The sequence below is a fragment of the Streptomyces sp. WI03-4A genome, assembly GCF_033792105.1.
Taxonomy (GTDB): Bacteria; Actinomycetota; Actinomycetes; order Streptomycetales; family Streptomycetaceae; genus Streptomyces; species Streptomyces collinus_A.
This window is the reverse complement of the sequence record NZ_JARAUO010000001.1, coordinates 340,307-352,051: the sequence shown is the minus strand read 5'-3', so window position 1 is coordinate 352,051 and position 11,745 is coordinate 340,307. Positions and strand designations below refer to the sequence as shown.

Sequence of the window (11,745 nt, the reverse complement as noted above, 5' to 3'; positions counted from 1 at the left end):
AAACGGCTGGGACCATCGTCACTCGCCGTGTTCGTGCGGACAACCGGTTCGACGGCCGGCTACGCGAAATTGACCAGCCTGAGGTAGCGGACCCAGTCCCAGTAGGGCCCCGGGTCGGTGTGATCGGTGCCCGGCACCTGGTAGTGCCCGATGATGTGCTCCCGGTCCCTGGGGATGCCGTACCGCGCGCAGATCGAGGCGGTCAGCTTCGCGGACTGCTCGTAGAGGGCGTTGGTGAGGAATTCGGGCTGGTCCACCCAGCCCTCGTGCTCGATGCCGATGCTGCGGGTGTTGTAGCCCCAGTTGCCCGCGTGCCAGGCGACGTCGGCCTCGCGCACGCACTGGGCGACGTGCCCGTCCGCCGAGCGGACCACGTAGTGCGCGGACACGGCCTTCTGCGCGTTCCGGAAGATGGCGAGGGTGTCCGGGTAGGTCTCCTCGGTGATGTGGATGACCACCCGGTCGACGGCGTAGGTCGCGGGCCGGTTGGACGAGGTGTAGTTGGCGGTGGTGGCCGGCTGCCACTCGGCCGTCGGGTAGTCGACGGCCGCCCGTGCGCCCGCCCGGGCGTCGGGGAGCAGGACGGAGGGTACGGCGGCGATGGCCGCGCCCTTCAGGATCCGTCGTCTGTTGAGCTGCGGTCGGGACCGGTTGGTGTCCATCGGCGGCTGCCTTTCCGGAACTGTGTGGGGGTGTGGGGGTATGTGACACTTCTTTGTCGTGGGAGGGCTGAGGACACGCGCTGGGGCGGCTGATACGACGTCAGAGGCGAAGCGTCCGGGCCGTCTCACGCAACCGGGTGTGCAGGCCGCGGTAGGGCTCCCGCGCGGGCAGCCACTCCTTGCGGAGCTTGGCCACGCACGTGTAGTTGGTGTCGCACACGTTGGCCACCGGCGATTCGACCGCCTGGGTCGCGAACTGGTATGCGTCCAGCTCGCTGAACCCGTAGTCGCGTACCAGCCATTGCACCAGGTCAAGCTGCGATATCCGGAACGCGTCCTCCAGCGGGCGCGCCGATCCGGTCGAGATGAGATGCGTGTCCGATTCCAGTCGGGGCCAGGGCGTGGCGACGTCCTTGAGCAGGTCGACGATCACTACGGTGTTCATGGCGCACTCCACGGCAACCCCGCAGGTCTCGCCCTCGCCCTGCCGCGCGTGGCCGTCGCCGAGACTCAGCAGCGCACCCTCGACGTTGACCCCCAGGTAGCAGGTCACCCCCGCCCGCATCTCGGGAGTGTCCATGTTCCCGCCGTGCGCATCCGGCACCAGGGCCGAGCGCACCTCCAGGTTGGCGGGTGCCACGCCCACCGTGCCGTGCATCGGGTCGAGGGGCAGTTCCAGCTCCAGGTCGCTGTCCCGTGCCTGGAAGAGGGCGGTGCGCCGGGTGCGGTCGAGCTGCCAGATCCAGACCCGCTCCGGCAGCGGCGACTGCAGCGTCGCCGTGGCGTGGGTGGAGGTGAGCGCGCCGAACAGGGGCACGGTGGTCGACGCGGCCCAGTCCCTGGCCGGTTCGACGGACACGAAGTGCACGGCCACCGTGTCTCCTGGCTCGGCGCCCTCGACGTGGAAGGGGCCCGTCTGGGGATTGAGGAAGGGGAACTCGCAGACCTCGGAGACGAGATCCTTCTCGGACCGCACCCGGCCGGCGAAGCAGTCCTCCGTGTAGAGGTCGAGAACCGTTCCGGGCGCGATAAGGGCCACCGGGGGAGCACCGCCGAACGTCCAGGCGTACTCCTCCGGTCCCGGGCGCACCTTCAGGATCCGCGGGTCGGTCATCGTGGCATCGGTCCCTTCTGCGGGGGTGGAACGAGCGGGGCCATGAGCAAGGAGCCTTCGAGAAGCCGTCGTGGAGCTGTTGAGTCGCGACCGAGGAGTTGCCGGGGGAGGGGCGGCCGGGTCGCGTCACCCGCGCTCGGCCTCGCCCGCGCTCTGCCGCTCGGCCGTCCCGGTGACGGCGGTCAGCGGGACGCTGCCCCGTCCCGCGCGCTGTCGACCGCGTCGGGTTCGTCGAGGTGCACCCGCGCGGTCCCGGCTATCCGCTCGGGGTGACGCCGTATCAGCACCACCAGGACCACCACGCCGGCCGCCATCCAGCAGCCGACCACCGGTCCGGCGTACGACACCGGCGCCGACAGCTCCGTCACGAAGTCGAATACCGGTATCCCGGCGGCGGTCAGCAGCGCGGGGACGAACGCGGTGATGCCCAGGATGGGGAACAGCAGATGCCGTACCGGCTTGAACGACTGCCGGCCGCCCCGCAGGAAGTGACCGGCGCACGCCAGGTTCACGACGATGTAGACGCCCACCACGACCGTGACGATCACCGTGGCCAGGAGCAGGAACGCGGTCACCGGATCGTAGGCGAAACCGAGCCCGAGGACCGCGCCGACGGCGACGACGCTCTGGACCGCGATGCCGGCGACGGGCGAGCGGTGCCGGGGGTGCAGGGTGGCGAGCAGGCGGGGCAGGACCCGGATCCGGGCCAGGGCGAAGGCCGTGCGGGTCGCGACATTGGCGCAGGCGTTGGCGTTGGCGATCGTCGAGTTGACCACGGCCAGGAACACCAGCACCCAGAAGAGGCCGAAGGAGGCCCGGGCCACGCCCTCCCACGACGAGGCACCCGACGCGCCGAAGCCGCTGAACCGCTCCGGGCCGACGTACACGGTCATGGCGTACGTCGTGACCACGTAGAACAGACCGATCCCCATAGCCGCTCCGAGGACCGCTCGGTGCATCGTCCGGCGGGGGTCGCGTGTCTCCTCGGCGAGCGGCGCCGCGGCCTCGAACCCGGCGAACGCGAGGACCGTGTACACGGACCCGGCGAGAACACCGCCGACGCCGGAGTACCCGTCCGCGGTGTGCGAGGTGGTGAAGACGGACACGGTGTTGGCGTCGCCCGCCTTCGCGACGAGCAAGGCGGCGAACACCAGCAGGACAAGGATTTCGAAGGCCCCGAGGACGGTGCCGAAGCGGGCCGAGGCACGCACGCCGAGCAGACCGGCGGCCGCGATCACCGCGGCGCCCGCCAGCGCCCACGGCCACCACAGGCTCGCCGGGTACGAGGACCACTCCTCGTGCAGCGTGTCCGCCGTGGTGAAGCCGAGTTGGAGGAGCAGCAGCGGCGGGACCAGCATCTCCACGAAGACGTAGCCCCATCCGACGAGGAAGCCGACCGCCGGGTGCAGACCCCGGGCCGCGTACGTGGCCACGGAGCCCGCGGCGGGTAACTCGCTTGCCAGTTCCGCCACGCAGGAGGCCGTGAACAGACACGCCACCAGGGCGATCAGCACGGCCAGCGGCAGACTGCCGCCCGCGAAGGCAGCCCCCGAAGGGATGGAGGCCGCCACCGCGGCGGCCGGTGCCATGGCCGTGATGCTCTGGAACAGCACCTCACGCAGCCCGATGGCGTCCCGCCGCAGTGTTCCGCTGGTCTGCGCGCTCATGTGTCCCCCCGACAGGTGTCAGCCGACTCCGACTCGCGTGTGTCTCCTCGCCCGGTGAGCGCTGGCCGCGATGTCCCGGCGGCGGCGCCTCGTGCGAATCACGGTACGGCTCGGGCGAGTTGGGCAGAAGGGTGCACGGTGGTTCCGTGGACGAAGCGGGGACTGTGGACAACTCGGCCACCCGATCGGGTGAGGCGGAGCCGTCAGGGCCGTTCCGCTACCACCGCCGGGTCGTCCAGCACGGCCCGCACGACCGAGTGCGCGGCGCCCAGGAGCGGGCCCTCGGGGCCCAGCCCGGACACCGAGACCGAGCAGGCGGGCCCCGCCGTACGGCCCGTCAGCTCGTCGCTCAGCGACGGCAGCAGCCAGGGGGAGAGCCCGGCGAGGGCGCCACCGAGGACGACGGTCTCGGGGTCCAGCAGATTGACCGCCCCGGTCAGGGCTATGCCCAGCGCGGTTCCGGCGTCCCGCAGAGCCCGCCGTACCGCCTCGTCGCCCTCCTCGGCACGTGCCGCGAGCAGTCCGACCAGGTCCTCGTGCGGCTCGAGTCCGGCCGCGCGCAGCACCGCCTCCTCACCGGCGTACTGCTCCAGGCAGCCGCGCCCGCCGCACGGGCAGGCGGGGCCGTCCGGGTGGACGGGCACATGGCCGAGCTCGCCCGCGAAGCCCCGTGTGCCGCGCAGCACCTGCCCGTCCACCACGACCGCGGCGCCGATGCCGATCTCGGCCGACACGTGCAGGAAGTCGCGCGGGGTGTCGGCGCCGAGCCACAGTTCGGCCAGCGCGCCGTAGTTGGCCTCGTTGTCCACGGTCACGGGGAACCCGCCGGGCAGCAGGGGACCTAGGTCGGTGTCGTTCCATTCGAGGTTCGGGGCGCGCACCACCGTGCGGCCGTCCCGGGCGACCAGTCCCGGTACCGCGACCGCGATACCGGCCGGCCACAGCCCCTCGCGGTCCGCCTCGGCCAGCACCCGGCGGACCAACGCCGTCAGTTCCTCGATCACCGGCTGCGGGGCGCGGCCCCGGTTCGCTCCCTGACGCACCGCCCGGGCGCGGACCGTGCCGCGCAGATCGACCGCGCACACCGCCAAGTGGTCGACGCCGATCTCGGCCCCTATACCGGCCGGGCCACGCGCGCTCACCGCGAGCGCGGATCCGGGACGGCCCACCCGGCCCGGCCGCTCGGGGCCCAGTTCCTCCAACAGCCCCCAGCGGATCAGCTCGTCCACGAGGGTGGACACCGCGGCGCGGGTCAGGCCGATGTGCGAGGAGACCGCCGCCCGGGACAGCGGGCCCTGGGCGCTGACGGCGTGCATGACCCGGGCCAGGTTGCGGCGGCGCATGCCCTGCTGGGTGTCGGACAGGGCGCGTGCGGTGGCGGGCGGGCGGCCCTCGTGCAGCGGTGCGGTCATGCCTTCGTCGATCCTCGTCCCTGGCCCGGCTCAGCGGCCGGTCGGGGCCGGCTCAGCGCGTGTGCGTCCCCCGCTCCAGCAGGGGGGCCGCGTCGGAGAGTACCCCGCTGATCCGGGCCAGCGTCGCGTCGTCCCGCTCCACGGCCTCCAGCACCGGGCCCGCGGCGGTGTTCCAGCGGCGGGCGACCGCGGCCGGGTCCTCGCCGGTCAGCAGGCCCGCGGCCTGAGCCGCGGCCCCGAGGGCGACCAGTTCCCCGGCCTCCGGGACCTGGACCGGGCGCCCCGACAGCCGCCGTACCGTCTGCTGCCAGGCGGCGCCCCGGGCGCCACCGCCGATCAGCAGGAGCGGGGTGGTGCGGTCCGCGTCCTCGTCGAGCACCAGGTCGAGTGCGCCGAGCAGCGCGTGCACCGCCCCGTCGTAGGCCGCCTGCAGCAACTGGCCCGGGGTCGTGTCGTGCCTGAGCCCGTGCAGCAGGCCGGAGGCGTTCGGCAGGTTCGGGGTCCGCTCGCCGTCCAGGTAGGGCAGCAGGGTCACGGTGGTGCCCGGCTCGACGGCCTCACGATCCCGGCCCAGCAGCGCCGCGACGCGGTCGACGGCCAGCGTGCAGTTCAGGGTGCAGGCCAGCGGCAGCCAGTCGCCGTGCGCGTCGGCGAACCCGGCCACCGTGCCCGTGGGGTCGGCGGGGCGGTGCCGGGAGACGGCGTACACGGTGCCCGACGTGCCGAGGCTCAGCACGGGGGTGCCGGGCCGCAGGCCGAGGCCCAGCGCGGCGGCCGCGTTGTCGCCGGTTCCGGGTGCCACCAGGGTGCCCTTGGAGAACGGCAGGTCGTGGTTGTCGCGCACGGTGCCGGCCACCTCGCCCGGCCGCACCACGCGGGGGAGCAGCGCGGGGTCGAGGCCCACGTGGGCCAGTGTCTCGGCGTCGTACGCCTCCGTCCCGGACGCCCACCAGCCGGTGCCCGAGGCGTCGCCGCGGTCGGTGGTGCCGTGCCCGGTCAGGCGCTCGGTGAGGTAGTCGTGGGGGAGCCGCACCGCCTTCGTGGCGCTGACCGCGTCCGGCTCGTGCTCGGCCAGCCAGGCCCACTTCGTGACCGTGAACGAGGCCCCGGGCACGCTGCCGGTCCGTTCCGCCCAGGCCTTCGGCCCGCCCAGCTCCTCGACCAGCCGGCGGGCCTGCGGCGCGGAGCGGACGTCGTTCCACAACAACGCGGGACGGACGGGTTCGCCGCGTTTGTCCAGGGTGACCAGGCCGTGCTGCTGTCCGCCGATCGACACCGCGGCCGCCTCGTGCGCGGCCTCGCCACACCGGTGCAGCGCCTCGCACAGGGCGTCCCACCACTGGCGGGGATCGCTCTCCCGGCCGGCTCCCGAGGAAACGGTGTGCGGCGCCTGGCCGCTCGCCACGATCTCCCCGGTGGCCGCGTCGACGACCAGTGCCTTGGTGGACTGGGTGGACGTGTCCACGCCGACGACGAGCGGACCCTCGGCTGCTGACATCGGGCTCTCCCTCTTCCGCGGCCCAGCGGGGCGTGAGCTGAGCCGGCCAGGACGTCTTCCTTCCCCCTCTGCCGACGATTGTCGGCGAAACCATGGCGTCGAGGACACCCTGTCTCTTCCCAGAGGAGCCTCCGCATATTAATTTGTAAACGGCCATGACGAATAGTCCCACCCAGCAAGGAGCCGCGGCATGAGCTACCAGCCCACCCCTGACGACAGGTTCACCTTCGGCCTGTGGACCGTCGGCTGGCAGGGAAGGGACCCGTTCGGCGACGCCACCCGCCGCGCCCTCGACCCGGTCGAGTCGGTGCGGCGACTGGCCGAGCTCGGCGCCCACGGGGTCACCTTCCACGACGACGACCTGATCCCCTTCGGCTCCTCGGACACCGAGCGCGAATCGCACGTCAAGCGGTTCCGCCAGGCCCTGGACGCGACCGGCATGCGTGTCCCGATGGCCACCACGAACCTCTTCACGCACCCCGTCTTCAAGGACGGCGCGTTCACCGCCAACGACCGGGACGTCCGCCGCTACGCGCTGCGCAAGACCATCCGCAACATCGACCTCGCCGTCGAACTGGGTGCGCGCACCTACGTCGCCTGGGGCGGCCGTGAGGGCGCCGAGTCCGGTGCCGCCAAGGACGTACGCGCCGCCCTCGACCGGATGAAGGAGGCCTTCGACCTTCTCGGCGAGTACGTCACCTCGCAGGGCTACGACATCCGCTTCGCCATCGAGCCGAAGCCGAACGAGCCGCGCGGCGACATCCTGCTGCCCACCGTCGGCCACGCCCTGGCCTTCATCGAGCGCCTGGAGCGCCCGGAGCTCTACGGCGTCAACCCGGAGGTCGGCCACGAGCAGATGGCCGGGCTGAACTTCCCGCACGGCATCGCGCAGGCCCTGTGGGCGGGCAAGCTCTTCCACATCGACCTCAACGGGCAGTCCGGTATCAAGTACGACCAGGACCTGCGGTTCGGCGCGGGCGACCTGCGGGCGGCCTTCTGGCTCGTCGACCTCCTGGAGAGCGCCGGCTACGACGGGCCCCGCCACTTCGACTTCAAGCCGCCGCGGACCGAGGACCTGGACGGCGTGTGGGCTTCGGCGGCCGGCTGCATGCGCAACTACCTGATCCTGAAGGAGCGCGCGGCCGCCTTCCGTGCCGACCCGGAGGTTCAGGACGCGCTGCGCGCGTCGCGTCTGGACGAGCTGGCGCAGCCGACGGCGGCGGACGGCCTGCAGGCCCTGCTGGGCGACCGTACGGCCTTCGAGGACTTCGACGTGGAGGCCGCCGCCGCGCGCGGTATGGCCTTCGAACACCTCGACCAGCTGGCGATGGACCACCTGCTGGGCGCACGCGGCTGAACGCGTACGCGCGCGGGGGCTTCCATGTGAGCCACCCGCGCGCGTGGCCGCCGCGGGGGCGTACGCCCCATCCGGCGACCGTCGTTCCCGCCGCTGTCGCGCGGGACCGGGGGACCGTGCGGTCCACGGTGTGAGCCGGTATCAGCTTCCGCGCGCGGGTAGCCGCGTGACCGGGAGGCGGCGACGCTGGACGCCATGTCCCAGCCGCCCGTACCTCCCGTGCCGCCCGGACCGCCGCACGGTGGCGCTCCGCCTCCGCCCGACGGCTTCGGCCCGCCACCTGACGGCTTCGGCCCGTCCCACGACGGACATGGGCCGCCCGCGTGGGGTGAGCCGCGCCGGTCGCCGCCTCGGGAGCCCGGGCGGCCCGGTCGTGGCCGGCTGCTCGCCGTACTGGCCGTCCCGGTGGCGGCCGCCGCCGTACTCGCGGTCGTGCTGATGACCTCCACAGACCGTGGCGCGCAGGACCAGAAGGGGCCGGGCGGGAACGGCACGAACGGCAGCCGCTCCGCCCGGCCCTCTTTCAGCCTCCCCGCGGAGCTGCCGAGCCGGCTGCCGACGCGCCTGCCGTCCCGGTTGCCGAGCGGGCTTCCGTCGGTGTTCCCGAGCGAGCTGCCCTCAGGACTCCCCAGTAGCCTCCCGAGCGATCTGCGGAGCTTGGGGCCGTCGTTGTCGGGAGAACTCCCCTGAGCCCGGTCCCGGCCACGACCCCGGTCCCGGCCACGACCCCGGCCCCGGCCGCGGCGGGGCAGCGGCCTGTGCCCCGCCGCCCCGAAGGGGCCTTCAGTGCCCCGACCGCCTCTTGGGCCTACAAGCCCTTGGGCAGCCGGACGTAGGTCACGGTCGTCTCGATGCCGCTGTCGACCAGCCGGCCCTGTGCGTCGAACGCGCCCGCGCCGTCCGTCATGCCGAAGTCGTTGTCGTTGATCAGGGCGAGCGTGTCGTGGTCCACGCGCGCGACGCCCTCGATCTTCCCCGGCACACCGCTCACCTCGCCCAGGTCCACCACGAGCCGCTTGGCCAGGACCGGGACGCCCGCGGCGGCCGGGTCGTCCAGCTGCTCCAGCGAGGGGGACGTGGTGTCGTCGTCCCAGGAACCGCCCAGGATGTCGGCCTTGTGTCCCAGCCGGACCAGCTGCAGCCGGGCCGACCTGTCGGTGCGCTCCTCCACCAGCAGGCGGTCGCCGCCGACGGCCACCACCGAGGAGATCTTCAGCTCGGAGGTGTCGTCCTCCCCGGGGTCGACGACGCCGACCGGGTCGAAGCGGTAGGCGTACTCGGCGATGACGGCCCCCTTGCGCGGCGAGAAGCGCAGCAGCCGGGTCGTCCGGGACGCCTCCCCGGCCGCGGTGTCGGGCAGGGAGAGCGGGCTCTGCAGCGCCATCACCAGGTCGCCCCCGGGGAGCTGTGCCAGCCCCTCGAAGCCACGGTTGGTCTTGCGGTGCAGCAGGACCGACGGCAGGGCCTCCACCACCGGGTAGTCGGCACCTGTGAGCTTCAGCCCCTCGGGCACGTAGCGGGTGAGCACCTTCCCGCGCGGAGACACGTGGACGAGTGAGGGGCCGTACTCGTCGACGAGCCAGAAGCTCTTGTCCCGGGCCTGCACGATGCCCTCGGTGTCGAGACCGTCCGGGTCGTAGGACAGAGGGGTCCTGGCGTCGTAGGTGTACGGGGCCTCGTCGCGGCCCTTCTGGTTCGGCAGCCCGGTGACGGCCTTACCCGAGGACGTGGTGAGCGGAAGGGCGTCGAGCACCTCGACCGTGTCCCCGGCGACCCGGATCTTCACGATCGCCGGGGCGAACCCCGGCACCGGGAACGTCCGGCGCTTGGTGCCGTCCACCTTGATCTGGCCGTTGGGACCGCGGTCGGTCACCGTCCAGTACTCGCCCTTGCGGCCCGCCGGGAAGATGTCGCTGCCGATGCCGCCGAGATCCACGCCGTGGTCGTCGGCCACGCTGCCGGGCAGGAGCGCGTTGCTGAACGCGCCGAGCGGGATCCTCCCGAGCGTCGCCGTACGGATGACACGGGCGTCCCCGGACGGCGCGGCCGTGGCCGTTCCCGCGGCCAGGAGAGCGGCGGCCAGGGCCACGGGCAGGCCCATGGCGACGGATCGGTGGGCGCGGCGCCGGCCGGTGGCGTGCGGGGACATCAGGGCCTCCTGAAGACAAGTTCGCTGACTGCGGACAGATTTGGGCCTCGGCAGGAACGGTGTGCGACCCGAGAATGAACAGGCGGCGTCCACCGATCGTCGGCTCGTGCCTCGGGTCCTCGGAGCGCTGGACCCGTCAGGCGGAGATGGTCGGCCGCGACCCGCCCGTGACTCACCGGGAGGGCCTACGCTGTGACCTGGACCACTAAGGGGCGCGTCTCAGGGACGACTCAGGGTCGGGGCCCGGAACCGCCGGGAGCGCGGGACCGTTCTCAGATCAGGAAGCGGCAGTGGCCGCGAAGGAGGCGACGCTGATGTCGAAGAACGCGAAGATCGCCGCAGGAGGCGTGGCGGTCGGTCTTCTCCTGCTGATATGGCTGCCCTGGTGGGTGGCGTTCCTCATCGTGGTCGGCGTGCCCGCCGCCGCGTACCTGACGCTGGACCCCTCGCAGCGGCGCAGGCTCCGCAGGGTCACACGCAAGGAACTCGGCCGCTGAGGGCCGGCCGGCGAGGCCCGGTCCGTTCACCGGGCCTGCGGGCGGCGCCGGGCCTCTGGGCGCCGCGGTGACGCCTACGACGCGGTCGCCGCGGCGTCAGCTGGGCCGTACGGCCATCTTGTCGAGCGCCTCCAGGAGACCGGGAAGTTCTGGGCCCCGGCCGACCGGCAGCACCTCTCCGGGCTCCTCGTCGAGCAGGACGAACGCGATGTCGTCGGTGCGGGCCACCATCGACCACCCCGGCCCGTCGGCGCGCAGCGTGCGGGCGTCGCCCGGGGCGAACGACGAGCGCACGCGGCCGAGCGGCGGCGGTGAGTCCACGTAGGCGCGTGCCTCCGCCAGTACGCGCCGGACGCCCTGGTGACCGGGCTTCGGGGCGGTCTCCTCGTCGTCGGCCGCGGCGGTCGGCGCCGGCCGGTCGGCCGACGGGAGGTAGTCGTCGCCGATCTGGTCCCGCCACACGGCCCACTGCAGGGCGATCTCGTCGGCGCCCAGGCGCCGCTGCGCCGGTCCCCAGGTGCCGGTGTCCGGGGGAGCCAGGGCGGGCCCGTCCGCGACGTCGGGGGCGGGGTCGTGCGGCGCGGGTATTCCGGGAGCCGCGACCGCCACGGCCAGCGGCCAGCCCGGCAGGGCGACCACGACACTGCGCTCGTCCGGTGACAGCTCGTACTCCATGCCGCAGTCCCACGACGCGATCGCGACGGCGACCAGCGAGACGTCGTCGATGACGACCGTCCAGCGGGCGCCGTCACCGTCCTGACCGAGCACCAGGCCGTACCCGTCGGCGCGCGGCGCGAGGCCCAGCGCCGCACAGGCCTCCGGGTAGTCGTCGCCCAGCACGCTCGGAAACTGCGCCGGCGTCAACAGCACCGCCGTGAGCACATACAGCGCCTCGTCGGTGGCGGTGACGGCCTCTTCGTCCGTTCCGGCCATCCCTGCCTCCCAGTGTTTCGTCCGTCGGCGCACCCTAGTGCGAGCGAAAGGTGCTTGTCACGACTACGCACACCACGCGGACCTGCAGGTTTCCACCTGGACGGGGGCGAAATGCCCGTCGGAGACGAAGGCTGTCTCAGGCCGGCGGCAGCCCCATGAGATCCCGGGCCACCGTCCGGGGTGACTGACCTCGCTGCCGGGCGAGCGTGACGACCGCACGGCACGCCAGCTCACTCACTCCGAAGGACAGTGCCTCGGGCGACACCCAGGTCGTCGCCTCGTCGCTGCGGTCCTGGTCGTCCTCCGCGCGGGCCGCCACGTAGACGGCCGCGGCTTCGAACAAGTTGTGTGCACGCCGGCCCCGGGTCCCGGGAACCTCGGTGGGCGCGGAAGAACGGAATCTGGCGGTGTACTTGCGTATCGCGTCGAACACGTGCCCCACCTTTCCCCTGTACG

The 11,745-nt window shown here is 72.9% G+C and carries 10 protein-coding genes; 2 read left to right on the top strand and 8 right to left on the bottom strand.

Annotation, left to right across the window (positions count from 1 at the left end; genetic code table 11):
- Positions 1-59: 59 nt before the first annotated feature.
- From PV343_RS01640 to xylB, 5 genes are all read right to left on the bottom strand, one after another.
- Positions 60-662 carry an N-acetylmuramoyl-L-alanine amidase gene (locus PV343_RS01640; protein ID WP_319144921.1) on the bottom strand — a complete coding sequence of 201 codons (603 nt, stop codon included), beginning with the start codon at positions 660-662 and terminating at the stop codon, positions 60-62.
- 100 nt (positions 663-762) lie between these two features.
- Positions 763-1,776, bottom strand: a complete 1,014-nt coding sequence (locus tag PV343_RS01635) for an acetamidase/formamidase family protein (protein ID WP_319144920.1) — start codon at positions 1,774-1,776, stop codon at positions 763-765.
- Positions 1,777-1,958: 182 nt separating this feature from the next.
- Positions 1,959-3,443 (bottom strand): APC family permease, encoded by a 1,485-nt coding sequence (locus tag PV343_RS01630; protein ID WP_319144919.1) that lies wholly within the window; start codon positions 3,441-3,443, stop codon positions 1,959-1,961.
- Between the two features lie 203 nt (positions 3,444-3,646).
- Positions 3,647-4,855, bottom strand: coding sequence for an ROK family transcriptional regulator (locus tag PV343_RS01625; RefSeq protein ID WP_319144918.1), 1,209 nt, complete (start codon positions 4,853-4,855; stop codon positions 3,647-3,649).
- A 52-nt stretch (positions 4,856-4,907) separates the two neighbouring features.
- Positions 4,908-6,353 carry a xylulokinase gene (xylB, locus tag PV343_RS01620; RefSeq protein WP_319144917.1) on the bottom strand — a complete coding sequence of 482 codons (1,446 nt, stop codon included), beginning with the start codon at positions 6,351-6,353 and terminating at the stop codon, positions 4,908-4,910.
- A 190-nt stretch (positions 6,354-6,543) separates the two neighbouring features.
- Here xylB and xylA point away from each other — a divergent pair, with 190 nt between their 5' ends.
- Entirely contained in the window at positions 6,544-7,710 is a 1,167-nt protein-coding gene (xylA, locus tag PV343_RS01615; protein WP_319144916.1) for a xylose isomerase, read from the top strand.
- A gap of 808 nt (positions 7,711-8,518) precedes the next feature.
- Here xylA and PV343_RS01610 read toward each other — a convergent pair.
- The gene (locus tag PV343_RS01610; RefSeq protein WP_319144915.1) at positions 8,519-9,859 is read right to left on the bottom strand and encodes an esterase-like activity of phytase family protein; all 1,341 of its coding nucleotides are present in this window, start codon (positions 9,857-9,859) and stop codon (positions 8,519-8,521) included.
- Between the two features lie 314 nt (positions 9,860-10,173).
- Between PV343_RS01610 and PV343_RS01605 the strand changes: the two genes are divergently transcribed.
- A complete protein-coding gene (locus PV343_RS01605) occupies positions 10,174-10,356 on the top strand; it encodes a hypothetical protein (protein WP_043477738.1) in 183 nt (60 codons plus the stop codon).
- A 96-nt stretch (positions 10,357-10,452) separates the two neighbouring features.
- Here the strand turns inward: PV343_RS01605 and PV343_RS01600 are convergent, their stop codons facing one another.
- Both PV343_RS01600 and PV343_RS01595 read right to left on the bottom strand, forming a co-directional pair.
- Entirely contained in the window at positions 10,453-11,289 is an 837-nt protein-coding gene (locus tag PV343_RS01600; protein ID WP_319144914.1) for a hypothetical protein, read from the bottom strand.
- Positions 11,290-11,425: 136 nt separating this feature from the next.
- Positions 11,426-11,722, bottom strand: a complete 297-nt coding sequence (locus tag PV343_RS01595) for a hypothetical protein (protein WP_319144913.1) — start codon at positions 11,720-11,722, stop codon at positions 11,426-11,428.
- Positions 11,723-11,745: the final 23 nt, after the last annotated feature.